This is a genomic window from Neisseria sp. 20925_1_37, assembly GCF_041433255.1.
GTDB classification, from domain to species: Bacteria; Pseudomonadota; Gammaproteobacteria; order Burkholderiales; family Neisseriaceae; genus Neisseria; species Neisseria flavescens_D.
Window position 1 is genome coordinate 36,268 of the sequence record NZ_JAPWBC010000001.1, and the last position, 24,751, is coordinate 61,018.

The 24,751-nt window shown below is 46.9% G+C and carries 24 protein-coding genes; 13 read left to right on the plus strand and 11 right to left on the minus strand.

Features of this window, described 5'->3' with window-relative positions; genetic code table 11:
- Window positions 1-38 precede the first annotated feature (38 nt).
- Complete coding sequence (locus O3661_RS00210; protein WP_371492058.1) at window positions 39-1,361, minus strand: murein transglycosylase A; 1,323 nt, start codon at window positions 1,359-1,361, stop codon at window positions 39-41.
- Window positions 1,362-1,450: 89 nt separating this feature from the next.
- Window positions 1,451-2,038, minus strand: a complete 588-nt coding sequence (locus tag O3661_RS00215; RefSeq protein WP_107857722.1) for an RDD family protein — start codon at window positions 2,036-2,038, stop codon at window positions 1,451-1,453.
- 242 nt (window positions 2,039-2,280) lie between these two features.
- Between O3661_RS00215 and asd the strand changes: the two genes are divergently transcribed.
- Window positions 2,281-3,396, plus strand: a complete 1,116-nt coding sequence (gene asd / locus O3661_RS00220; protein ID WP_371491868.1) for an aspartate-semialdehyde dehydrogenase — start codon at window positions 2,281-2,283, stop codon at window positions 3,394-3,396.
- Window positions 3,397-3,485: 89 nt separating this feature from the next.
- Here asd and O3661_RS00225 read toward each other — a convergent pair whose 3' ends face one another.
- A complete protein-coding gene (locus tag O3661_RS00225; protein WP_371492059.1) occupies window positions 3,486-4,283 on the minus strand; it encodes a factor H-binding protein in 798 nt (265 codons plus the stop codon).
- A gap of 197 nt (window positions 4,284-4,480) precedes the next feature.
- Here O3661_RS00225 and O3661_RS00230 point away from each other — a divergent pair, with 197 nt between their 5' ends.
- Window positions 4,481-4,963 (plus strand): dihydrofolate reductase, encoded by a 483-nt coding sequence (locus O3661_RS00230; protein ID WP_371491870.1) that lies wholly within the window; start codon window positions 4,481-4,483, stop codon window positions 4,961-4,963.
- A gap of 82 nt (window positions 4,964-5,045) precedes the next feature.
- Here the strand turns inward: O3661_RS00230 and O3661_RS00235 are convergent, their stop codons facing one another.
- Window positions 5,046-5,312 carry a DUF3079 domain-containing protein gene (locus tag O3661_RS00235; RefSeq protein WP_003686685.1) on the minus strand — a complete coding sequence of 89 codons (267 nt, stop codon included), beginning with the start codon at window positions 5,310-5,312 and terminating at the stop codon, window positions 5,046-5,048.
- 166 nt (window positions 5,313-5,478) lie between these two features.
- On the opposite strand from O3661_RS00235, the gene O3661_RS00240 reads away from it, so the two are divergent.
- The gene (locus O3661_RS00240) at window positions 5,479-5,934 is read left to right on the plus strand and encodes a GNAT family N-acetyltransferase (protein WP_371491872.1); all 456 of its coding nucleotides are present in this window, start codon (window positions 5,479-5,481) and stop codon (window positions 5,932-5,934) included.
- Between the two features lie 69 nt (window positions 5,935-6,003).
- On the opposite strand, the gene dinG is transcribed toward O3661_RS00240, so the two are convergent.
- Both dinG and O3661_RS00250 read right to left on the minus strand, forming a co-directional pair.
- The gene (gene dinG, locus O3661_RS00245; RefSeq protein WP_371491873.1) at window positions 6,004-8,154 is read right to left on the minus strand and encodes an ATP-dependent DNA helicase DinG; all 2,151 of its coding nucleotides are present in this window, start codon (window positions 8,152-8,154) and stop codon (window positions 6,004-6,006) included.
- Window positions 8,155-8,318: 164 nt separating this feature from the next.
- Window positions 8,319-8,537, minus strand: coding sequence for a DUF2061 domain-containing protein (locus tag O3661_RS00250; protein WP_101755657.1), 219 nt, complete (start codon window positions 8,535-8,537; stop codon window positions 8,319-8,321).
- A gap of 128 nt (window positions 8,538-8,665) precedes the next feature.
- Between O3661_RS00250 and O3661_RS00255 the strand changes: the two genes are divergently transcribed.
- Window positions 8,666-9,616 (plus strand): D-2-hydroxyacid dehydrogenase, encoded by a 951-nt coding sequence (locus O3661_RS00255; RefSeq protein ID WP_371491874.1) that lies wholly within the window; start codon window positions 8,666-8,668, stop codon window positions 9,614-9,616.
- 195 nt (window positions 9,617-9,811) lie between these two features.
- Here the strand turns inward: O3661_RS00255 and gnd are convergent, their stop codons facing one another.
- Entirely contained in the window at window positions 9,812-11,260 is a 1,449-nt protein-coding gene (gene gnd / locus O3661_RS00260; protein WP_371491876.1) for a decarboxylating NADP(+)-dependent phosphogluconate dehydrogenase, read from the minus strand.
- Window positions 11,261-11,742: 482 nt separating this feature from the next.
- On the opposite strand from gnd, the gene ggt reads away from it, so the two are divergent.
- Complete coding sequence (gene ggt / locus O3661_RS00265; RefSeq protein ID WP_371491878.1) at window positions 11,743-13,512, plus strand: gamma-glutamyltransferase; 1,770 nt, start codon at window positions 11,743-11,745, stop codon at window positions 13,510-13,512.
- Window positions 13,513-13,748: 236 nt separating this feature from the next.
- On the opposite strand, the gene lpxC is transcribed toward ggt, so the two are convergent.
- Complete coding sequence (gene lpxC / locus O3661_RS00270; protein ID WP_308538587.1) at window positions 13,749-14,663, minus strand: UDP-3-O-acyl-N-acetylglucosamine deacetylase; 915 nt, start codon at window positions 14,661-14,663, stop codon at window positions 13,749-13,751.
- A 650-nt stretch (window positions 14,664-15,313) separates the two neighbouring features.
- Here lpxC and gap point away from each other — a divergent pair.
- The gene (gene gap / locus O3661_RS00275; protein WP_049335677.1) at window positions 15,314-16,318 is read left to right on the plus strand and encodes a type I glyceraldehyde-3-phosphate dehydrogenase; all 1,005 of its coding nucleotides are present in this window, start codon (window positions 15,314-15,316) and stop codon (window positions 16,316-16,318) included.
- Window positions 16,319-16,413: 95 nt separating this feature from the next.
- Here gap and tsaA read toward each other — a convergent pair whose 3' ends face one another.
- Window positions 16,414-17,088 carry a tRNA (N6-threonylcarbamoyladenosine(37)-N6)-methyltransferase TrmO gene (gene tsaA, locus O3661_RS00280; protein WP_371491879.1) on the minus strand — a complete coding sequence of 225 codons (675 nt, stop codon included), beginning with the start codon at window positions 17,086-17,088 and terminating at the stop codon, window positions 16,414-16,416.
- A gap of 170 nt (window positions 17,089-17,258) precedes the next feature.
- On the opposite strand from tsaA, the gene O3661_RS00285 reads away from it, so the two are divergent.
- The 5 genes from O3661_RS00285 (at window position 17,259) to O3661_RS00305 (ending at window position 21,459) form a co-directional block, all read left to right on the plus strand.
- Complete coding sequence (locus tag O3661_RS00285; protein WP_371491880.1) at window positions 17,259-17,894, plus strand: nicotinamidase; 636 nt, start codon at window positions 17,259-17,261, stop codon at window positions 17,892-17,894.
- A gap of 46 nt (window positions 17,895-17,940) precedes the next feature.
- Window positions 17,941-18,909: a lipopolysaccharide heptosyltransferase I gene (waaC, locus tag O3661_RS00290; RefSeq protein ID WP_371491882.1), complete on the plus strand. Its 969-nt coding sequence runs from the start codon at window positions 17,941-17,943 to the stop codon at window positions 18,907-18,909.
- Window positions 18,910-19,093: 184 nt separating this feature from the next.
- Window positions 19,094-19,843 (plus strand): EtfB protein, encoded by a 750-nt coding sequence (locus O3661_RS00295; protein WP_371491884.1) that lies wholly within the window; start codon window positions 19,094-19,096, stop codon window positions 19,841-19,843.
- A 10-nt stretch (window positions 19,844-19,853) separates the two neighbouring features.
- Window positions 19,854-20,786 carry an electron transfer flavoprotein subunit alpha/FixB family protein gene (locus tag O3661_RS00300; RefSeq protein ID WP_371491886.1) on the plus strand — a complete coding sequence of 311 codons (933 nt, stop codon included), beginning with the start codon at window positions 19,854-19,856 and terminating at the stop codon, window positions 20,784-20,786.
- 61 nt (window positions 20,787-20,847) lie between these two features.
- Window positions 20,848-21,459, plus strand: coding sequence for a YigZ family protein (locus tag O3661_RS00305; protein WP_371491888.1), 612 nt, complete (start codon window positions 20,848-20,850; stop codon window positions 21,457-21,459).
- A 53-nt stretch (window positions 21,460-21,512) separates the two neighbouring features.
- Here O3661_RS00305 and O3661_RS00310 read toward each other — a convergent pair whose 3' ends face one another.
- Window positions 21,513-21,824, minus strand: a complete 312-nt coding sequence (locus O3661_RS00310) for a DUF4298 domain-containing protein (protein WP_371491889.1) — start codon at window positions 21,822-21,824, stop codon at window positions 21,513-21,515.
- A 140-nt stretch (window positions 21,825-21,964) separates the two neighbouring features.
- Here O3661_RS00310 and purD point away from each other — a divergent pair, with 140 nt between their 5' ends.
- Both purD and O3661_RS00320 read left to right on the plus strand, forming a co-directional pair.
- Window positions 21,965-23,236 (plus strand): phosphoribosylamine--glycine ligase, encoded by a 1,272-nt coding sequence (gene purD / locus O3661_RS00315; RefSeq protein ID WP_371491891.1) that lies wholly within the window; start codon window positions 21,965-21,967, stop codon window positions 23,234-23,236.
- A 72-nt stretch (window positions 23,237-23,308) separates the two neighbouring features.
- On the plus strand, window positions 23,309-23,878 hold the full coding sequence (locus tag O3661_RS00320) for an L-threonylcarbamoyladenylate synthase (RefSeq protein WP_039861929.1): 570 nt from the start codon (window positions 23,309-23,311) through the stop codon (window positions 23,876-23,878).
- Between the two features lie 385 nt (window positions 23,879-24,263).
- Here the strand turns inward: O3661_RS00320 and O3661_RS00325 are convergent, their stop codons facing one another.
- Window positions 24,264-24,704: a surface-adhesin E family protein gene (locus tag O3661_RS00325; RefSeq protein ID WP_070826693.1), complete on the minus strand. Its 441-nt coding sequence runs from the start codon at window positions 24,702-24,704 to the stop codon at window positions 24,264-24,266.
- Window positions 24,705-24,751: the final 47 nt, after the last annotated feature.

Below are 24,751 nucleotides of genomic sequence, written 5' to 3' on the forward strand. Positions count from 1 at the left end.
GAATCTTGGTTTCAGACGGCCTTTTTTTAAACCGCTGTTTATGGACGGTATTCCGGTTTCATGCCGTTGGGCAGGAGCTGCCATACATAGCCGGTGGTTTTCATTTTACCGGCCACTTCGCCTGCTTCATCACCATAACCCCAGAAATAATCCACACGGACCGCACCTTTGATCGCGCTGCCGGTGTCTTGCGCCATAATCAGGCGGTTGAGGGCTTTTTTGGTAATCGGATGAGCAGTGGCGACAAATAATGGTGCGCCAAGCGTGATGTAGTGGCGGTCAATGGCACCGGCATATTCGCCCATCAACGGCGTACCCAATGCACCCACCGGGCCGGAATCACTGCCACCGGTCAGCTCGCGGAAGAAGACGTAGCTTGGGTTTTGTCCCAAAACTTCGGCAAGGCGGCCAGGGTTTTGCTTCATATAAGCCTTGATGCCCTGCATGCTGGTCTGACCCAGCGGCAGATAGCCTTTGTCCGCCATATAGCGGCCGATGGAAACATACGGATGTTCGTTTTTATCGGCAAATCCGACGCGGATGTATTTTCCGGACGGTGTTTTCAGACGGCCTGAACCTTGAATGTGCATAAAGAAAAGTTCGACCGGATCATCTGCATAACCCAAAATCGGCGCTTTGCCGTTAAGCGCGCCGCCGTTGATTTGGCTGCGGGTGTGGTAAGGAACAAAACGGCTGCCTTCAAAACGGCCTTTCAGCGCAGTGCTGCGTGCTGTAATCGGGAATCTGGACAAGTCGGCCGTGTATGTGCCGCTGTTGTCGATGACGCCGCTGTTTGGGCCGGTTTGGCGGATGCGGACGGTGGCTTTGCTGCCCCTCAAGTTTGCAGCCAACGGAACGGAAACGAAATCGTTCGGAATGCCGTAAATAGGGAAACGGGATTGGCTTGTAGATTTGTCGTCGCCGTGCAGGACCGGTTCGTAATAGCCGGTAATGGTGCCGGCAGGATTGCCGCCGTTATCGACGCGCCATGCGGTGAAATAGCGTTCAAAGAAGTGTTTGGCTTGGGAATGGTGCACCGGTGTTTGCATGGCTTGGATACAAACGTCCTGCCAGCCTTGGCGGTTTTTAAGTTTTTCACAGCCTAACCGGAAAGACTGCAGGCTTTTGGTAAAGTGTTGGAGGTCCCAGTGCGGCAATTCGTTGTAGGAAACTACGGTGTAGTTTGCTCTTCCTCCGCTCACTGTCGTACCGACGGGATCGGGCGTACCTGTGGGACGGTCAGGGCCTTTGATAATGCTGGTGTCGGTTTCGGGAAGGTTTTTAATGCTTTTGCTCGGACAGGCGGCAAGAATGGCTGCGGCAATACTGACCAGCGTGATGCGGTACAAATGTTTTTTCATGGAATCAATAACGTGTCGATAGGCCGTCTGAAAGCGACTTTTCAGACGGCCTATGTTGGAAAGTGCTGATTTTAACACAAAAAAGCCATTTATCGGCGCGGCGGCAATTTGACGACAACCGTATCAGCCAGCATATCGTAGAGCGTACGGCGGTCGCGTTTGACGGAGAAGAGCATGATGAAGTTGATCAGTGTAATCAGTAGTGAATAAATTAAAATGTTTCCTTTTAATACAAAGTATGCAGCAAACACAATGGCAAGTACAATTAAGCCCCATGCAACTTCTCGTACCAATACCGTACCAAGAAAACCCGGATTGCTGCCATTGCTTTTCAATACTCGAATACGCATGATCTTTTTACCCAAGGATTGACCATAGCGGCTCATGTAATAAAGCTGAACAATACCGACAATTAAATATACGATAGAGGTCAATCCTAGCATCTGTGTCATATCGGCTCGCTCGCTGACACTTATTATAAGCTCTTGTGTAAAAGCAATATTTTTCTGCTTGGCAATTGCTGCTGTCTCTGTATATAAAATATAATAATAGGGTAAAAAAATAATTACATTAAATAAATAATTCAACAAATATGCCGCGACCCGTGACCATACTGAAGCAATATGGACATCTACTATTTCTGTTTTAGGCAAATCCGACAAATTGATTTCGCTCATTTAATCTTCCTCTGTGCTATTTAATGAGATGCAATTTCATTGCCATCTTAACCTATTTTTCCATCATTCTAAAAAATTTCGATAAAAACCTTTACATTTTCCGCAGACGGCGTTAAAACGTTTGTTCTCCCCTTTTTTATAGTGGGTTAACAAAAGTCTGAACAAAGTGGCAGGCGATGCCGTTCCGATTTTTGTTAATGCACTATAAAACTTATCCGGATTTTCTTTGTAAGGAGTAACACATGAAAGTAGGTTTCGTCGGCTGGCGCGGTATGGTCGGCTCTGTTTTGATGCAGCGTATGAAAGAAGAAAACGACTTCGCCCACATTCCCGAAGCGTTTTTCTTTACCACTTCCAACGTCGGCGGCGCTGCCCCTGATTTCGGTCAGGCAGCCAAAACATTGTTGGATGCCAACGATGTTGCCGAATTGGCAAAAATGGACATCATCGTTACCTGTCAGGGTGGCGATTACACCAAATCCGTCTTCCAACCCCTGCGCGACAGCGGCTGGAACGGTTACTGGGTTGATGCGGCTTCTTCCCTGCGCATGAAAGACGACGCGATTATCGTCCTCGACCCTGTCAACCGCAACGTCATCGACAACGGCCTCAAAAACGGCGTGAAAAACTACATCGGCGGCAACTGTACTGTTTCCCTGATGTTGATGGCTTTGGGTGGTTTGTTCCAAAATGATTTGGTCGAATGGGCAACCAGCATGACCTACCAAGCCGCTTCCGGCGCAGGTGCGAAAAACATGCGCGAACTCATCAGCGGCATGGGCGCGATTTACGCCAAAGTGGCAGACGAGCTTGCCGATCCTTCCAGCGCAATTCTCGACATCGACCGCAAAGTATCCGATTTCTTGCGCAGCGAAGACTATCCGAAAGCCAACTTCGGCGTACCGCTCGCCGGCAGCCTGATTCCGTGGATTGACGTGGATTTGGGCAACGGCCAGTCTAAAGAAGAATGGAAGGGCGGCGTGGAAACCAACAAAATCCTCGGCCGCAGCGACAATCCGACCGTAATCGACGGCTTGTGTGTACGCATCGGCTCTATGCGCTGCCACAGCCAAGCCATTACCCTGAAGCTGAAAAAAGACCTGCCCGTTTCCGAAATCGAAGCGATTTTGGCAGGCGCGAACGACTGGGTGAAAGTTATCCCTAATGAAAAAGAAGCCAGCATGCACGAGCTGACTCCTGCCAAAGTTACCGGCACGCTGTCTGTTCCTGTCGGCCGTATCCGCAAACTGGAGATGGGCGGCGAATACATCAGCGCATTCACTGTCGGCGACCAACTCTTGTGGGGCGCGGCCGAGCCGTTGCGCCGCGTATTGCGCATTATCTTGGGCAGCCTGTAATTTAGGTTGGCATGAAAAAAGCAACGGTTTGAGCCGTTGCTTTTTTGGATAACAACAAGGCCGTCTGAACCTTTCAGACGGCCTTTTTCCTATTCTTTCTTACCGGCCAAACCGATTTCTTTGGTGGAATCGCCAACTTTGATTTGCGCCTTACCGGCAATTTCTTCAGCCTGCGGACCGAAGAGTTTCAAATCATAACGGCCGTTTTCCACGCCATTCAAACTGGTTTTCCCGCTGATGGCGGCTTTGCCATTGTTATTGGCAATACCTGCGGCAAGCAGGTCGACATTATTGTGAGAAGCCATGCTGCTGATTTTGCCGTAACCTTGTTTTTTATCGAAATCGACGGTGTATTTCAGACGGCCGCTGCGGTCGTCGCCGTTAAACGCGATACCCGAATACTGATAGCTGCCTTGTTTGGGCAAATTGCGATACGCTGTTTCATCGCCTTGGACTTCGCCGACGGTGAATGTGTATGTATCGAGGTTTTGCAGCTTGCCTGCGTCATCGGCTTTTTGTTTGGCGTAACGCGCGGCAACAGTGGAATAATTTTGTTTATACACTTGGAAATCGCCCGTTTCCAAAGTGATGACTTGACCGTTTACCTTGATTTTTTGGGCGTAGTCGTAAGAGGATACTTTATCGGTTTTCAAAAAGCCGGTATCGAGTTTGCCGCCTTTTTGCAGGGTTTGCGTTTTATCGTTAGCCGTCAGCTCCAACGTACCGTTTTCAGGGACGGATTCGTTCAATTCAACGGACAACACGCCTTTCGGATGCGGATTGAGCGGCTCGGTCACGGCATTCGACAAGCCGCTTGTTGCGCCGCCGCAGGCAGCCAGCATCAAAGACAGGGAAGCAGTCAAAGCAGAAATGCGGAGGGTTCTCATCATTTTTTCCTTTCCTTTTTTATTTGATATGATATTTATCATATACCTAAAAAAATGAACAATAAATGATTTTTGTCAAAATTAAGTATTTTGAATATTGATTTTATAAATATTGAAACATTTTTAGAATATCGGGCATTCAGTCCTTCCCGCCTCCCTTCCGCTATAATCATTTTATTTTGCAAACGGATTTCATCATGCCGAAAATCACCCTTATCGCTGCCTACGCCGCCCGCCGCTGTATCGGCATCAACAACACCATGCCTTGGCATTTGCCCGAGGATTTTGCCTTTTTCAAATCCTACACCACCGGCAAACCCGTCATTATGGGCCGCAAAACATGGGAATCACTGCCGCGCAAGCCGCTGCCCGGCCGTCAAAATATTGTCATCACCCGCCAAGATTATCAGGCCGAAGGTGCGCAAACGGCAGCCTCTTTGGAAGATGCGCTGGCTTTGTGTCAGGAGGTTGAAGAAGTCATCATCATGGGCGGCGCGCAAATTTATGCACAAGCCCTGCCGATTGCCACCGATTTGCGTTTGACCGAAGTTGGTTTGGATGTGGACGGCGATGCGTTTTTTCCTAAGTTTTCCACAGAAACATGGCAAGAAGCCTCTCGGGAAAACCATGTTTCCGCCAAAGGCATCGAATACGCGTTTGTGCATTATGTGAAGGCATAATCCGACAATGCAAAGGCCGTCTGAAACCTGAAAAACAGGGTTTCAGACGGCCTTTTTATTTCGTTTGTTTACGGCATACCGTTTAAGCCGTTTTGTTTTTCAAAGGCAGCTTGATATGCGGTTTGGCCGGCTTGGGCGCTTCTTTCAATCCAAGTTCGATTTGCTGCTCTTCGCTCAACAAATTGCTCCAGTCGCCTTTTTTATACCAGTCGCGGCCGTCCAACTCGATGGGGTGTTGGATGCGCTCGCAACCGTTGCCGCATTGCAGATCATCTTCTTTGCAGTATTTGTCGCAACCCCAGCAGATACGCTCGGGATTTTTCGGGAAAATGGGAAATTTCTTGGCCATGATGTTCTTCTTTTGTTTGTGTGCGGTATGGACAGAATTATAAGTGATTTGAATGAGGCTGGCGGCGGGTTTATCGTGTTTTACGCTGATTTTTTAAGATGTGTTAACCTTTCAGACGGCCTATACTGTAAAACTATCCCTATGCGGTACAACAAGAGGACCAAATATGAACATATGCCGTCTGAAGCCTGAGTTTGTCGAGCCTTTAGCCCTAGCGCTGTTTGAGGAATGGCACGATTTTGCGCCGTGGTCGTCTCTGGACAAAATCCGTGCGTATTACGCACAGTGCCTTAATGGGGATGACTTGCCGCTGGCGTTTGCGGCTGTCGATAACGAAGGGCGGCTGATGGGTTCGGCGGCATTAAAACGGTTTGATATGGCGTGTTTTCCCGAACACGAATATTGGCTGGGCGATGTGTTCGTTTTGCCGCAATTTCGCGGTTTGGGCGTGAGCAGGCAGCTGGTTTCGTTTTGTCTGGATAAAGCACGCGAACTGGGTTTGCCGCATCTGTTTCTCTATACGCCGGATGTGCAGGCTGTGTATGAAAAGTTCGGCTGGAAAGAAATCACGCAGACTTGGCACAACGGGGAAACCGTATCCGTCATGAAATTGGATTTATAGTTTGAAAAGAATAAAAGGCCGTCTGAACATTTGGTTTCAGACGGCCTTTACCTTTTGAACAATCCACAACTACCCTATCCGCTTAAACGGCGGCAAACAGGACAATAATTGTTGGCCGTAGCGTTGCGTTTTGACGCGGTTGTCGAGGATGGTCACGCGGCCGTAATCCTGTTCGGTACGGATAAGGCGGCCAACAGCTTGGATCAGTTTGATGCTGGCTTCAGGTACCGTAATTTCGATAAAAGGATTGCCGCCGCGTTGTTCAATCCAACGGTTTTGGGTTTTCTCGATGGGGTTGTCCGGCATCGCAAACGGCAGCTTGGCAATAATGACTTGCACGCAGGCCGTGCCGGGCAGGTCGAGGCCTTCGGCAAAACTGTCGAGGCCGAAAATGATGCTGGCTTTACCTTCGGCAATGGCTTGATGATGCCTTTGTAAAAGAACGGCCTTGGGCAACTCGCCCTGTACAAGCAGAAGCGGCAAGTATTCGTCAGGCAGTCGTAAGGCGACATCCTGCATTTGCTTGCGCGAGGAAAATAACACCAGCGTGCCGATGGCTTCAACCGGCGAAACCAGCTTCGGCAACCATTCGACAATGGCGGCCGTGTGTGCATCAGGGTCTTTGGGGCTGGCATGAACCGGCGGAATATACAGCTCGCCTTGCGTATCGAAATTAAACGGGCTTTCCAATGCAAGCGTGGTGGTTTCAGGCAGCCACAGCAGGCCGGTTTGGCGCAAAATCAGGTTGAAGCTGCCGAGCGATTGCAGGGTGGCCGAAGTCAGCACCGCGCCTGCTGCGCGCCGCCACAGGCTGTTGGCAAGGTGGGATGCGCTGCTGATGGGGCTGGCGTTGAAAATGTAGTCGTTTTTGTCGTCGGCACGGCGGGTTATCCATTTCGCCAACGGCTCTTCGCCTTCAATGGGAACGGTGGAAAGCAAATCCCAAACCGCGCTGATTTGTTCGATACGGGCGATAAAAAGGCCGAACTCGCTGGTCAGACGGTCGAGGAGCGCGCCGTCCTGCTCTTTTTCGCGGCGCGCGGCGGAAAGCGCATCGTTCAGGCCGATAACGTGTTTGAGCAGGCTGCGCGCAGCAATGGCCGTATTGGAAACTGTGGTTTCCAGGCCTTCGGGGATTTTGCCGTCTTCCCACAGCCAAGTCGGTTCGTTGTGTTTCCGCCTGTCGTTTTCAGACGACCCCAGACTTAAAGACGGCTCTTCCGCTAAGTGAAACTGCCATTCATGCAGGCTGTCGAGTAAGGATGTGGCAGCTTCGTCGGCAAGGTTGGCAAGTTCGGCTTTATCGGTAAGCGCGGCAATTTTGCCGGTCAGCTGCGGCAGTTTTTCCAGCGTCCAAACGGCAATATTCCATGAATGTTCGGCGGCAAAGCGGCTGAGGGCTTTTTTGGGCAGGTGGTGCGCTTCGTCTATGCAATAGAAACTGTTTTCGGGCGCAGGCAGAATCACGCCACCGCCCATGCTGATGTCGGCAAGCAGAAGATCGTGGTTGGCAACGACGACATCGACGGTTTCCAAGACATCGCGTGCCAGGTAAAACGGGCATTCCGGACGGTTGGGACAGGCGGATTTCAGGCAGCCGTGGCGGTCGTTGGTCACTTTAAGCCAAATCGCGTCATCGATTTTTTCCGGCCAAGTGTCGCGGTCGCCATTAAAGCGGCGGGCGGAAAATTCATCGGCAATGTCGCGCAGCAGGTCCAGTTCTTCCAGCTTGGGTTTGCTGTCCCACAACACTTCCGGCGCTTCAAAGCCAAGCAGGTTTTGCTGGGCGTTGTTTTGCGTCAGTTGATAGAGTTTGTAAGGGCAAAGATAACGGCCGCGCCCCTTGGCAAGCGCAAAGGTCAGCTCCAAACCGCTTTTTTCGACCAGAAACGGTAAATCGCGGTCAACCAACTGCTCCTGCAAGGCCACCGTCGCGCTGCTGACAATCAGTCGTTTGCCGCGCGTTTGCGCCATGATGCCGCCGGCCAAAAGATAGGCCAACGATTTACCCACGCCGGTCGGCCCTTCGATCACGGCAATGCTCTCGCCCTCACGTTTGGGCGCTTCTTCGCCTTCTTCACGCGTCAACGTCCGCGAAAAAGCGTTGGCAATCGCTGCAATCATTTCCCGCTGCGAAGCACGCGGACGGAAACCGGGCAGGTTTTTGCCGATGTTTTGGTAATGGTCGCGGATGGCGTTTTTTTCTAAATCGGTGAGCATTGAGGCCGTCTGAATGGGTTTGCAAGAATAGCGTATTTTAGCATTTTTACCTTCATGAAGCCTTCGTAAAGTCTTACTCTATTTTAGGGTTTGGCATTTTTATAGCTATGGGAGAACCACAAAGGCATAACCGGTTTTAATCAAGCAAAAGGCCGTCTGAAACTTTAGCCGCACTGATGCAGAGGTACCCACAATTTTTGCTTTTCGGATTTGTTTTTCTCGTAGCGGTTCCACGCTTTTTCATGAAAATAAAAGACGACGGTATTGACGATGGGTTCGACCAAAGCGACCACGCTGGAAACGCCGATACTGCCGGTCAGAATATAGGCGACACTAAATGCGACGCTGAAATGCAAAATAGCAAATGTAATGGTTTTAATCATACTGTTTTCCTGATACATTGATATTTTAATTGCTACATAATAATTATTATCAACTAACGCGTATATTTTAAATCCTTTATCCTAATTTAGATTTTATAAATCGATATTTTATTTTTGATAGGAATTTTATGAACCCGCTCCATATTGTCGTCCTCGACCGCGATACCCTCGTCAACCGCCCGTTTGATTTTGATTTTCCACATACATTGAGCAGCTACGGCACAACCGAAGCGCACGAAACCTTAAAGCGCATCTGCGGAGCGGACATTGTGATTACCAACAAAGTCGTGATTTCCGCCCAAGCATTTGCCGAAAATCCACAACTCAAGCTGGTTGCCGTTACCGCGACAGGCGTCAACAATGTGGACGTTGAGGCCGCCAAACAAAACGGCACGGCAGTGTGCAATATCCGCGCTTACGGCAATGAATCTGTGGCGGAACACGCGTTTATGATGATGATTACCCTGATGCGCAACCTGCCTGCCTACCAGCGCGACGTTGCGGCAGGCTTATGGGAAAACTCGCCGTTTTTCTGCCATCTCGGCGCCCCGATGCGCGATTTAAACGGTAAAACGCTGGCGATTTTCGGTCGCGGCAATATCGGTAAAACGCTGGCAACTTATGCTCAGGCTTTCAAAATGAATGTCGTGTTCGCCGAACATAAAAATGCTCAAAGCGTCCGCGACGGTTATGTTTCCTTTGACGAAGCCATCCGCTCCGCCGATGTCGTGTCGCTTAATTGCCCGCTTACGCCGCAAACGGCAAACATGATAGGCGAAGCCGAATTGCAGCAAATGAAATCCGGCGCCATCCTCATCAACTGCGGGCGCGGCGGCTTGGTCGATGAAGCCGCTTTGGTTGCGGCGTTGAAATACGGCCAAATCGGCGGGGCAGGTTTTGACGTGTTGACACAAGAGCCGCCACGCGACGGCAACCCTCTGCTGAAAGCTCGACTGCCCAACCTCATCGTCACACCACATATTGCATGGGCAAGCCAAGAGGCTGCCAACCGCCTGTTTGACATCCTTTTGGACAACATCAACTGCTTTGTGGCCGGCAATCCGCAAAATCTGGTTTAATCTATGGAAAACCTGTTGATAAGGTTGTGAACAATTTTAAAGGCCGTCTGAAATATTCAGACGGCCTTTATTAATCTTTATTTATTTCATAAGGTTATCTATCAAATAGGCTAAATCGTTTCATTCTTCATTGTGGATAACCCTATAAAAAGGCCGTCTGAAATACTCAGACGGCCTTTTGTTTGCTCAGGCAAATTAAATATCGTATGTGGTTGAAGCGGTATCGCCGCCCTTGCCTGTCCAGTTGGTATGGAAGAACTCGCCGCGCGGTTTGTCGGTACGCTCGTAAGTGTGCGCGCCGAAGTAGTCGCGTTGGGCTTGCAGCAGGTTGGCGGGCAGGCGCTCGGAAGTGTAGCCGTCAAGGAAGGTAATGGCGGAAGCCATGCAAGGCATCGGAATACCGCACTCAATCGCTTTGGCCACCACTTTGCGCCATGCAGGCAGACAGGTTTCCAATACGCCTTTGAAATAAGGATCGGAACCCAAGAATACCAAATCAGGATTGGCTTCGTATGCGTCGCGGATATTGCCCAAGAAGGCGCTGCGGATGATGCAGCCTTCGCGCCACAAGAGGGCAGTATTGCCGTAATTCAATGCCCAATCGTTGTTTTCGCTGGCTTCGCGGATCAGCATAAAGCCTTGTGCATAAGAAATGATTTTGGATGCCAACAAGGCTTGGCGCAAAGCATCCACCCATGCGGCTTTGTCGCCTTCAATCGGGGTAATGGTTTTGCCAAACAGGCTGTTTGCTTGGGTGCGTTGGTCTTTAAACGCGGACACGCAACGTGCAAATACGGCTTCGGAAATCAGGGTCAACGGGATACCCAAATCGAGGGCATTGATGCCGGTCCATTTACCTGTACCTTTTTGACCTGCGGTATCGAGGATTTTTTCGACCAAAGGTTCGCCGTTTTCATCTCTGTAGCCCAAAATCGCGGCGGTAATTTCGACCAGATAAGAATCCAGTTCGGTTTTGTTCCACTCGTTGAAGATTTGGTGCATTTCGTCATAAGACAGGCCCAAACCGTCTTTCATGAATTGGTAGGCTTCGCAAATCAACTGCATATCGCCGTATTCGATGCCGTTGTGCACCATTTTGACGAAGTGGCCCGCACCGTCGCGGCCGACCCAGTCGCAGCAAGGCTCGCCTTGAAGCGTTTTGGCGGAGATAGCTTGGAAAATCGGTTTAACAGCAGGCCATGCGGCTTCATCGCCGCCAGGCATGATAGACGGGCCGTGACGTGCGCCTTCTTCGCCGCCGGATACGCCGGCACCGATAAAACGGATGCCTTTTGCGGCCAGCTCGTGTGTACGGCGGGTGGAATCAGGATAATTGGCATTGCCGCCGTCAATAATGATGTCGCCTTCGTCCAAAAGCGGAACGAGTTGCTCGATAAAATCGTCAACAACAGAACCAGCGCGAACCATCATCATGATTTTGCGTGGTTTCTCTAATTTATCAACCAGATCTTGCAGTGAATATGCGCCGATAATATTGGTATTTTTTGCTGCGCCGTTTAAAAAATCATCTACTTTGCTGGTCGTACGGTTGAATGCAACAACTTTAAAACCATTGTCGTTCATGTTGAGAATCAGGTTTTGCCCCATCACGGCAAGGCCGATAACGCCAATGTCGCCTTTCATTTGGTGAAACTCCATTATTGATTAAATTTATCAAACGTAACTCTAGCTGATTTACAACTTTTTAACAATCCTTAACTTTTTAATTTTTTGAAAAGATGCCTTTACGTTTCAGATGGCCTTTGCCTTTGGGAAAATAAACTATAAATTAGATTTTAAATAATAAATAGAAGATGATATTGAGTGCTGCTACAGATTGTTGATAACTTTGATTACAAAAAATTTTCAAATACTTAGCTGATATTTTTTGATGAGGATAAAGTAAGGTCGGCCTTGTTTGCAGATGTGGATAAAATTTTCCTGCTGCTCCATTCTGTGGGTAACTTTTTGCCTGTGCACAATCTTAGCTTGTTTTATACTTCTTCAATTGGAACTGATTGACTGGAGAAATAGTCAAATGGTTTTTTATTTCAATCTATTTTCATATTTCCTTTTGTTTAAGTTGGAAAAAGGCCGTCTGAAAATATTTCAATAAGGGTGTGTATATGAAGTTTTCCTTTAGTATTAACCTGTTATCCGTTTTGATTTTGGCCGCTTGTGCGCAACAGCCGGTTCAAAAACCTCAGGTTTCCCTGCCTTCTGTATCTGTGGATAACCATGCGCCGGAGCAAGGAACAGGGCTGACGGAGCAGAAATTAATCCGCGCCAAACATTATATGGCGGCGTCTGCCAATCCGCTGGCAACTGAAGCTGGTTATGAAATTTTGAAGCGCGGCGGCAGTGCGATAGATGCGATGATTGCCATGCAGACAACTTTGGGACTGGTTGAGCCACAGTCTTCCGGATTGGGCGGCGGTGCGTTTTTGGTGTATTGGGACAATAAGGCGAAAAAGCTGACGACGTTTGATGCCCGCGAAACGGCGCCGAAAGCGGCAACGCCAGAACTTTTCTTGGATGAAAACGGCAAACCGATGGGCTTTATGAAAGCGGTGGTCGGCGGCCGTTCGGTCGGTGTGCCGGGGATTCCGAAGCTGCTGGAAGATGTCCACAAGCGTTACGGCAAATTACCGTGGGCAAGTTTGTTTGAGAAACCGATTACTTTGGCGGAACAAGGTTTTGCCGTTTCTCCGCGTATGGCGAAATCCATCGAGCAAAATTTGGAACCCTTGCAACGTTATCCGCAAACCGCCGCTTACTTCCTGCCTGACGGCAAACCTTTGGCTGCAGGAACGGTTTTGAAAAATCCTGAATTTGCGCGTTCTGTGCGCCTGTTGGCGGAAAAAGGCAGTGCGCCGTTTTATCAGGGAATGCAGGCGCAAAATATTGTCCGTGCCGTTACCGGTGCTGTGGATAATCCTGGCAAAATCAGCATGGCGGATTTGAAAAACTATCAAGTTATCGAGCGTCAACCAGTTTGCGCGCCGTATCGTGAATATGAAGTTTGCGGCATGGGCGCGCCAAGTTCTGGCGCAATCGCTTTGGGGCAGATTTTGGGCGTATTGCAAAATCAGGATATGAAGGCGTTGGGCGCGGAAAATATCCACAGTTGGCGCTGGATAGGCGATGCGTCGCGGATTGCGTTTGCCGACCGTGATTATTATGTCGGCGATCCTGCGTTTGTGAATGTTCCGACCCGAGCCATGATTTCTCAAGCTTATTTGAAACCGCGTGCCGAAGAAATCCGTCAATCCGATAAGGCTTTGGAAACTATTCAGGCAGGCAAGTTTGGCAAGGAATACGCGCAGGGCATGGCGGTCGAGCTGCCGTCCACCAGCCATTTGGTGGTTGTGGATAAAGACGGAAACGTCGTGTCGATGACGACTTCGATTGAAAATGCGTTCGGTTCGGGGCTGATGGCAAACGGCTATCTGCTTAACAACGAATTGACCGATTTCGCCTTCAACCCTGTCGGAGAGGGCGGTAAAATGGTGGCCAACAGCGTTGCCGGTGGAAAACGTCCGCGTTCTTCAATGGCGCCGACCATTGTGATGAAAGACGGAAAACCTTATATGGCGGTCGGTTCGCCGGGCGGCAGCCGCATTATCGGTTTCGTTGCTAAAACGTTGGTGGCACATATCGACTGGGGTATGGACATTCAGACGGCAATTTCACTGCCGAATATGCTTAATCGCGGCAGCCAGTATGAGATCGAGGAAAAAACCGCTGCAGTGGATAAAGCGGATGCGTTAGAAAAACTAGGCTACAAAGTCCAAATCCGTGATTTGAATTCCGGCGTACAAGGCATTGTGATCGGCAAAGACGGTTTGCTCGGAGGCGCCGACCCGCGCCGCGAAGGCAAAGTCATGGGCGATTGATTTTGTCGGTTGACATGAAAAAGGCCATCTGAAACCTAGTTGTCAGACGGCCTTTTTAGTTTGGGAAAATATATGGATAAGATGTGTATAAGAATAACGTTAAAATTTAATATTTCTATTTTTCAATAAGATAAAAGGGATGAATATGTGGATAATTACTTGTGGAAAACAACATGATTTAGGCCGTCTGAAAGGTTCAGATGGCCTTTTCATTGGACTGCTTTATCTATTTTCTATCAGGCTGCCGGCAGCTCGTGAAAAGCGCTGGGCAAGTCTTCGTCATTGGCAAACTCAACCCATTCGTAAGCGCTTTCATCTGCCAAAACGGCACGCAACAGTGCATTATTGATGGCATGACCTGATTTGTAACCTTCAAATGCACCGATAATCGGATGGCCGACAATGTACAAATCGCCAATCGCATCCAGGATTTTGTGGCGAACAAATTCATCGGGATAACGCAAACCTTCCGGATTCAAAACATCCATGTCGTCAATCACGATGGCGTTGTTCAAATTGCCGCCCAGTCCGAGATTATGGGCGCGCATCATTTCCACTTCGTGCATAAAGCCGAAGGTACGGGCGCGGGCAATCTCATCGATATAGGATTTTCCTGCAAAATCAATCTCGAAAGTAGGTGCGCTACGGTTGAATACGGGATGATCAAATTCGATGGTTAAAGTAACTTTAAAGCCGTCATAAGGCGTAAAGCGCACCCATTTTCCGGTTTCTTTGATTTCAACGGGTTTGAGGATTTTTAAAAAACGTTTTTGGGCTTTTTGATCGACAACGCCCGCATCTTGCAAAAGATAAATAAACGGTAGGCTGGAGCCGTCCATAATCGGAATTTCAGGCGCGTTCAATTCAATCAAGGCATTATCGATGCCATAGGCAGACAGAGCCGACATAATGTGTTCAATCGTGCCGATGCGCACGCCTTTATCGGTAACGATGGTTGAAGAGAGGCGGGTATCGTTAATCAAATAAGGATTCAATTTGATTACTTCGCCCATTTCCCCACTTAAATCAGTACGGCGGAACGAAATACCGCTGTTTTCTTCGGCAGGATGCAAAGTCAGAGCGACCCTTTCGCCCGAATGCAGGCCGACGCCGGTAACGCTTACTGATTTGGCTAAAGTCCGTTGCAACATAATTGCTTCCTTTTAAAAAGTCTGATGGGCAAATGATACGTTAAAAAGGAAAAAACAAGCCATCATTTTTAATAGTATTTGCCAATATGGATGTTTTGCGAGAGAAACCTCTAGATTTAAATTATCCACAATAGTATGTGAAATTGAAGTGGGTAATTTGGGTTTTATCCACAGAAAAATAGAAGAACTAAGATTCTATCCTTTTTTATTCCGGTATTCAGTTGGGGTTTGTCTCAAAGATAAAAAGTAACTATCAAATTGGTTTTAAAGAAAGTTATTCCGTTATCCACAGATAGTTTGGTTCTTCATCAAAATCATCATTTTAAGAATTAAAATACTATGATTTGAAGAAAACACTGAATGATCAACACAAAAATGGCAAAATATGGAGAAATAGAACTAAATTTATGAAAATCATAAACTTATGAAATTTTTAAGATTGGAAAATGGTTTTTATGAAATAAAATATCAAAAGCTAAGTCTGATTCGATTTACCTGATATTTTCCTACAAACAAGAATTTCATGTTTTCTTTATTTAAATCAAACAACTTAAAAGTAATCATCTGAAATCCTAGAAAGTAATTTTATTTCAGGATACAATGGCCTCACTGAGAAATTTTTCCCATTCCATCTAATTAGGAGTAGCAAAATGAGTATTAAAGTAGCGATTAATGGTTTTGGCCGTATCGGTCGTCTGGCATTGCGTCAAATTGAAAAAGCCCAAGGTATCGAAGTCGTTGCTGTTAACGACTTGACTCCTGCAGACATGCTGTTGCACCTCTTTAAATACGACAGTACTCAAGGCCGCTTTGAAGGCTCTGCCGAATTGAAAGATGATGCGATTGTTGTGAACGGCAAAGAAATCAAAGTATTTGCCAATCCTAATCCTGAAGAATTGCCTTGGGGCGAACTGGGTGTGGACGTCGTCCTCGAATGTACCGGTTTCTTTACCAATAAAACCAAAGCGGAGGCCCATATCCGTGCCGGTGCGCGCAAAGTTGTGATTTCTGCACCTGGCGGCAATGATGTGAAAACCGTTGTATACGGCGTAAACCAAGATATTTTGGATGGCAGCGAAACTGTTATCTCGGCCGCTTCTTGTACGACTAACTGTCTGGCTCCTATGGCTGCGGTATTGCAAAAAGAATTCGGTATTGTTGAAGGCCTGATGACCACTATCCACGCTTATACCGGCGACCAAAACACCCTTGACGCGCCACACCGCAAAGGCGACTTCCGCCGCGCCCGTGCCGCTGCCTTGAATATCGTACCGAACAGCACCGGTGCCGCTAAAGCCATCGGCTTGGTTATCCCTGAATTAAACGGCAAACTTGATGGTTCTGCCCAACGCGTTCCTGTTGCTACAGGCTCTTTGACCGAACTGGTTTCTGTTCTCGAACGTCCTGTTACCAAAGAAGAAATCAATGCAGCCATGAAAGCTGCCGCCAACGATGCTTTAGGCTACACTGAAGATCAAATCGTTTCTTCCGACGTTATCGGTATCGAGTACGGCTCACTCTTCGATGCGACTCAAACCCGCGTGATGACAGTTGGCGATAAACAATTGGTGAAAACCGTTGCTTGGTACGACAATGAAATGTCTTATACTTGCCAATTGGTTCGTACCTTGGAATTTTTTGCCAGCAAAATCTAAAAAATAACGGGCTGAATCAATCAGTCTGTGGATAATTAAAAGGCCGTCTGAACATTTCAGACGGCCTTTTGTTTGTAGATAGATTCAATTTGCAATCAGATTGTGGATAGTTTAATCACTGTGGCACATTTGTTTTCTATCCTAAATTGCACTTCATAATCCGCAATATTCATTATATAAATCCGTTCGGGAATATCTTGATAGGCAGGGCGAGGATCTTGGGCGATGCTTTGCTCAATGAGATGTTTTTCTTCTGTGGATAAATGTTCTGCAAGCGTACTTTCTGCCCAGACAACGTTCAATTCTTCAGGTTTGCCGCTGACAAAGCCTGATGATGCGTCAGGTTTGGATTCGACAAACGGGATGTAGGGTTTGATATCCACTACCGGAGTACCGTCCAATAGGTCTGCACCGCTGCAATAGATGCGGACAGGTTTGCCTGTTTCGATGCGTTCGAGTTTCAGCAGGGATAAACCGAGATGATTGGGGCGGTGCGGACTACGCGTGGCAAATACGCCCATTTTTTGTTTGCCTCCGAGCCGTGGCGGACGCACCATTTGTGCCCAACCTTCATCTAATACACCGTGGAAAATAAAACTTATCCACACATAGTCGAAATCTTCCAAGCCCCGAACGCTGTCTGCGGTAAATTCAGGAGTGAGTTCAATGCAAATTTCTGCCGCAGGAACCAAACCGGGTTGGCGGGCAATGCCGAATTTTTGTTTGTAGGGGGAATGAACGGTTGCAATAGGCGTAATCGAATAGGACATAATTTGTGGATAAATATTCTGTGTAAACTGTCATCATATCATAGATGTTTTCCCACATTTTGCAGTAGTAATTTGTTATAATACAAAGTATTTATTCCAAATGCCCGTACATGGGCAATAAATGCTCAATTTGAATAATATAAAATAAAATCAATAGGTTAAATTAATCCATGATTGTTTCTATCGATGTAGATGCACAAAAAACGTTTACGCCTTTGTGTCCGAAAGAATTGCCTGTTACCGAAGGTCATCTGATTGCGGATGAACTCAATGCCCAAGCTGCATTGGCGGATTTACGCGTGATGACGAAAGATGCGCATCATGCCGCGGCAAAATGGCTTGTGGATAATCCTGTTGATATGTTGAAACCGACGGGTTTGTCCGATGCGGATTTGACTTGGGTGTCGCATGCAATGGTTGGAACATATGGCTATGAGTTGTTGGATGGCCTGCCTTCAGCCAAAGAATACGATTATTGCGTTTGGAAAGGCGTTGATCCTGAATTACATCCTTACGGCGCATGTTTTCACGATATTGAAGAAAAGCTCAGTACAGGTTTGATCGAATGGTTGCGCTGTCAAAATGCAGATATGGTCATTGTCGGCGGTTTGGCAACGGATTATTGTGTGAAGACAACGGTTTTACAGTTGCTTAAAGGCGGGGCTTGGAAAGTCATCGTCAATCAGGCTGCTTGCCGCGGCATTGCTCCTGAAACGGTTGAATCAGCATGGCAGGAAATGCATTCTGCGGGGGCAGTTATTTTAGAAAACACCGAAGAAATAAAAAAATACATTAATAATCAATAAATTATATTTAAAATTCTATTGTTTCACGTGAAACATTTTCCAAAATATGAAGATTTTACTTGTCCGCTTGTCCAGTATGGGCGATTTAATTCATACGTTGCCCGCAGTTGAAGATTTGGCGCGACAATGTCCTGAGGTAGAACTCCATTGGCTGTGTGAGGCAGGGTTTGCAGATATTGCCTGCTTGCATCCTTTTGTCAAAAAAGTTCATGTAATGAAATGGCGGCAGTGGCGCAAACACCTTTTTCAGGCTGAAACGTGGCGTGAAATAGGCCGTCTGAAAACGGATTTGCAGGCTGAATCTTTTGATTTTGTTTTAGATAGTCAAGGACTGATTAAAAGCGCATGCTTTGCCAAAATGGCGAAATCCCCTATTTACGGTTTGGATAAACACAGCGCGCGTGAAAGTTTGGCTGCCCTTGCATACAGTAAAACATTTGCCGTACCGAAAGGCAAAAATGCGGTTTGGCGAAACCGTGAATTATTCGCCCAAGCATTTGGTTATACAATGCCTGAGACGCAGGTATTTGGTTTGTCGGTTCCTGAATCAGGCCGTCTGAAAAATTTGCAATTCCCTTATTACGTTGCTTTGCATGCAACTAGTCGCGACAGTAAATTATGGCCGGTAGAACACTGGCGTGCATTATTGAAAAAGTTGAATGAAGAACAACACTGCAATGTATATCTGCCATGGGGAAATGAAACCGAAAAAATGCGTGCCGAACAGATTGCAAGCGATTTACCGTTTGCTTCGGTTTGCGACAAAATGAATTTATTACAGGCTGCATTTTTATTGAAAAACGCAGAGGGTATTATTGGCGTAGATACCGGACTACTGCATCTTGCCAATGCGTTGGAAAAGCCTGTTGTAGGAATTTATACAGATACAGATCCGGCCGAGACCGGCGTTCAAGTTTCGGCTTATGCAAAAAATTTAGGTGGTATTGCTCAAATTCCCAATGTTGACGAGGTTTATCAAACCTTGATGGATTGTGTTGCAGCATATAGTAAATAATTGCTGGGGAGTTGGATTTATTTTCTGAGTAAATGCTTTAGAAATGATATAATTCCGCTCTATTTGCCAAGATTTATATAAATTTGGTTTTGTCATGTTGGTGAAAACCGAATTGGATTTTATATAAAGAATGTATCAAAAGCAGTATGCTTGATTTGATGGACATTCTTTTTAGGAGAATTGAATGAAAGCACTGGTCGCAGTAAAGCGCGTAGTGGACTACAACGTCAAAGTTCGTGTGAAAGCCGATGGTTCCGATGTGGATATCGGTAATGTCAAAATGTCGATGAACCCGTTTGATGAAATTGCGGTAGAAGAAGCTGTCCGTTTGAAAGAAGCCGGAAAAGTAAGCGAGATTATTGCTGTTTCTCTTGGCGAGAAAAAATGCGAAGAGACGTTGCGTACTGCTTTGGCGATGGGTGCCGACCGTGCAGTTCATGTTGAGACTGATGCAAAGTTGGAGCCTTTGGCCGTTGCGAAATTGCTGAAAGCTGTTGCGGATAAAGAAAATCCGCAAATTTTACTGCTGGGCAAACAGGCAATTGACGATGACGCCAACCAAGTTGCCCAAATGCTGGCTGCGTTGTTGAATGCGGCTCAAGGTACTTTTGCATCAAAAGTGCAAATTGAAGGCGAAGAAGCATTGGTAACCCGTGAAATTGACGGCGGCGAAGAAACTGTTGCATTGAAGCTGCCTGCGGTCATCAGTGCAGATTTGCGTTTGAACGAACCACGCTTTGTCAAACTTCCTAATATCATGGCGGCAAAGAAAAAGCCTTTGGAAAAATTAAGTCCTGCCGATTTGGCTGTGGATATTTCTCCGCGTTTGAATACCGTGAAATTTGCCGAACCTAAAGCACGTCAAGCCGGTGTGAAAGTGGCTGATGTTGCCGAGTTGGTTGAAAAGCTGAAAAACGAAGCCAAAGTGATCTAAGGAGTATGAAATGAGCGTATTGATTATTGCGGAACATAATAACCAACATTTGAATCCTACCACTTTGCATGCGGTAACGGCTGCCACCAAATTGGGTAATGTAGATTTATTGGTTGCCGGCAGTAATGCTGCTGCGGTCGTTGAAGAGGCGAAACAGGTTGGAGGTGTAGCGAAAGTTTTGGTAGCTGATGCGCCCTATTACGCTGAAGGTTTGGCAGAAGAATTAGCGCCTTTGGTTGTTAAACTGGCTGCGGATTACCGCTATGTGGCTGCGACTGCAACTGCATTTGGTAAAAATCTTCTGCCCCGAGTAGCAGCCCTGTTGGATGTGCCACAAGTTTCGGATTTAACCGAGGTTGTGGATAACTCGACATTTGTCCGTCCGATTTATGCCGGTAATGCATTTGAAACCGTTCAATCCAATTCTGAAAAACTGGTACTGACTTTCCGTGCAACCACATTTGATGCTGCCGGACAAGGCGGTAATGCAGAAGTGGTCAATGTTGAGGCAATGCCTGCTCAAAACCTGAGCCGTTTCGTAAACCGTCAACTTTCCCAATCTGACCGTCCTGAATTGACTCAGTCAAAAGTGATTGTTTCCGGTGGCCGTGCATTGGGCAGTGCTGAAAAATTCAATGAAGTGTTGACTCCTTTGGCGGATGTTTTGGGTGCAGCGATTGGTGCTTCCCGTGCGGCAGTGGATGCCGAGTATGCGCCAAATGATGCCCAAGTTGGTCAAACCGGTAAAGTGGTTGCGCCGCAACTGTACTTCGCTATCGGTATTTCCGGTGCTATCCAACACGTTGCCGGTATGCAGGACAGTAAAGTGATCGTTGCTATCAACAAAGATGCTGATGCGCCTATTTTCAATGTGGCAGATTACGGCTTGGTTGGTGATTTGTTTGAAGTTGTGCCTCAACTGACAGAAGCACTGAAAAACTAATGTTTCACGTGAAACGTTCAGACGGCCTTTTATAACAAAGGCCGTCTGAAAATATTTTGGCATGATTACGACCTATAAAACCATTACCACACCGACACAGGCTGAATTTAAAGATAAAGGCAGCCGCTTCATAGCATACGCCTATCCGATTCGCACTTTGGCCGATGTGAAGAAATATCTCGACCCATTAAAGGAAGAGCATCACAAGGCACGACATTGGTGTTACGCTTACCGATTGGGTGTGGATGGAATGCAATTTCGCGCAAACGATGATGGAGAACCGTCCGGAAGTGCAGGCCGCCCTATTCTGGGGCAGATTGATTCTGTCGGCGTAACGGATGTGTTGGTTGTGATTGTGCGTTATTTTGGCGGTACGCTATTGGGTGTTCCTGGTCTGATTCATGCTTATAAGGAATCAACGGCTCAGGCATTGGCGATAGCTGAAGTTGTTGAAAAGAATGTCGAAAAGACAGTTTGGTTGAAATGTGAATATCCTATTTTGAATGAGGCTATACGGATTGCCAAACAATATCAGGCCGATATTGTGGAACAGGATTTGCAACTGGATTGTAAGTTGACAGTGAAAATAGCGTTGGCCGATTATGAAGCTTGTATTGCTGCTTGGAAAAATACGCGCCAAATTGAAGTAGATACTGAAAAGCCGTTTGAATAAAGGTCGTCTGAACATATTTGAGAAATCAAAAGTTTCAGACGGCCTTTGATATTTTAGACTTGGTATCTGTCTAAAGCATTTACGCTTGAGCGTAGGTGTTCCCAAGCCAGTTGATGAAATTCCCCCAGTGCGTTCCATAGGGCATCTTCGCTCATAATGCTGTATTCACCCTGTGTACGTAAATCAACATCTGCACCTTCTTCAATGGCTTGATGGCATGCTTGGTATTCGTTGGTATAGAAGTCATCCATGTCTTGCATGAGGCTTGCAGCATGTTTCCAGCGGGCGATATCTGCTTCCAGTTGCGGCAGTAATTCGCACCATTCGCGGTATTTGCTTTGAATTTCATCAATACGTTTTTGCATGATTTGTCCTTTCGTTGTTTGAAATTAGAGTATGGTTGTCTTGGTGCAATATTATTCTTAATTTGAAACAGCTATGCAAGATGGAACAATATTCCATCGATTGAATTTTATTTACAACATCTATTCTTCAAGGAGATGGTATGAAATTGCTCGTTATTGGTAATGGTGGACGTGAACACGCACTGGCTTGGAAATTGGCGCAGTCGTCTAAGGTAGGAACTGTCTTTGTAGCACCTGGTAATGCCGGAACGGCAATTGAGCCTAAACTGCAGAATATAGCGTTGACGGCGCATCAAGATTTGATTGATTTTTGCCGTAATGAAAATATTGCCTTTACCGTGGTCGGCCCTGAAGCTCCTTTGGCTGCCGGTGTGGTGAATGATTTCCGTGCTGCCGGGTTGAAGATTTTTGGCCCAACTCAATACGCGGCCCAACTGGAGAGTTCAAAAGATTTTGCTAAAGCATTTATGGCAAAATATAAGATTCCGACTGCGCAATACCAAACCTTTGAAAATGCCGATGCGGCACATGATTACGTCAATCGAAAAGGTGCGCCGATTGTTATTAAGGCGGATGGTTTGGCTGCAGGTAAAGGCGTGATTGTCGCCATGACTTTGGATGAAGCCCATGCGGCTATCGACGATATGTTGTTGGGCAATAAAATGGGCAATGCAGGCGCGCGCGTCGTGATTGAAGATTTCTTGCAAGGCGAGGAAGCAAGCTTTATCGTTATGGTGGACGGCAATCATGTTTTGCCGATGGCAACCAGTCAAGACCATAAACGCCTGCTGGATGACGACAAAGGCCCTAATACCGGCGGTATGGGCGCATACAGTCCTGCTCCGGTGGTAACGCCTGATGTGTACGAGCGCGCGATGAATGAAATTATTTTGCCGACCGTGGCCGGTATGAAAGCAGAAGGTCATGAATTTACCGGCTTTTTATACGCAGGCTTGATGATTGATAAAACCGGCGCGCCTTATACCATCGAATTCAACTGCCGTTTCGGCGACCCTGAAACCCAGCCGATTATGAGCCGTTTGGATAGCGATTTGGTGGACTTGGTTGAAGCGGCAATCGACGGCAAACTGGATAGTGTTGCTGCCGAATGGAATCTGCAGACTGCAGTAGGCGTGGTGTTGGCTGCACAAAATTATCCTGACTCTCCGAAAAAAGGCGATGTGATCTTCGGCTTGGATAAGGCCAATCAAATCGGTAAAGTTTTCCATGCCGGTACTGCAACGAATGAAAAAGGCGAAGTTATAACCAACGGCGGCCGTGTGTTGTGTGTAGTCGGTTTGGGCGATGATGTTGCCCAAGCTAAAAGCAAGGCTTATGAGGCATTGGAAACCATCCGTTTTGACGGTATGCAATACCGTAAGGACATTGCCGATAAAGCCATCAACCGTTAATAATGAATAGAAATAGGCCGTCTGAACACAGATTGTCCGACAATCGCAGTTTCAGACGGCCTTGGTATTATGATGATGTTCCCCAGAATTTTATCGGCTGCAGCCCAACGCAGGTTGCAGGCGCATCTTAAAAAAGGCGGTTTGGTCGCCTATCCTACCGAGTCTTGCTATGGCTTGGGCTGTGTCCCTACTTTGCCTAAAGCACTCAATCAACTGATTCATCTGAAAAAACGACCGCAACACAAAGGCATGATTGTCATTGGCCATAGCTTGGAACAGTTGCAACCTTTGTTGCAAAGGCCGTCTGAAAATATCCAAACCATGCTGCATGAAGCATGGCCTGCTCCGAAAACTTTTTTATTGCCGGCCGGCAAAAAAGTATTGCCCTCATTGCGGGGAAAAAGACGCAGTAAATTGGCTGTCAGGGTTCCTGCGCACGCAGGTGCAAGGCGTTTGTGTCAGGTTTTGGAAATGCCTTTAGTCTCTACTTCATGCAATCGTGCAGGAAAACGGGCATGCAAAACGGAAAGGGAAGTCAGAAGACAGTTTGGTAGGAAAGTCTGGGTTGTAGGCGGATTGATAGGTAAGCAGAAAACGCCTAGCCAGATTATTGACGGAGAAACAGGGGCAAGGCTACGTTAAAGAAGGGTTGTATCATCAAAGGAAAGGTATTTATTTGAAGAAGCAAATTTTTTCCAAAAGATTGGAATACCTGTGTGAAAAGCATTTAGTGCAGATCCAGTTTGATACATAGTAGTCTGTAAATACAGATCGATTAAGCAGATAGTAAGTCAATAAATAGAGTATAAAGCAGTATTTTGTGAAATGCTCTTGCAAAGAATGAAGCAAACTTTGAGCGTAAATGAATCGCTGTAATAAATTATTTTTGAATAAACAAATTTTGTGGATAAATTTGAAGATAAATTTCCATAAAAACATAAAAAGGCCGTCTGAAACTTGATATTCAAAGCATTCAGACGGCCTTTTAAATATTCAAACTGTGGATAACTTTGTGAATAAGTGTGTATTAAAGCTTATGTCCGCACACAGTTTCGTATTGTTTTTCAGTAATCGTGCCGCTCATGACGCTCATTGGGCGGATGCTGGTCGGCGTATAGCTTTGGTTGGAAATCACCCGGCCGTGTTCATCCATCAGTTGCAGCGCTGCCAAGCGATAGGTTTTGTTTGAGCAATGAATTTCCCAGCTGCCTATAGCCGTTTTATAGGCAGGCGTATTGACGAAACGTTCCTCTTTCAGTTTGGAAACAGTTTTTTTATCGCGGAAAGTAACCAGTGCGCCATTTCTTTTAATGCTGCTTTTATCAATGGCCACTTTGATATTGCCTTCAGAGATGGTGCCGATGTTGGTCCAGCTACCGCCGCCGCTTGAAGTGGTGGTTGTTTCACAGGCACTCAACATCAAAGCCACAAATACGGTTGTAGCTAGGGAAAAACGTTTGATATTCATAAAACCTCATTATTTACAAAAAGTCAGTCGATATTATCCGTGAAGAT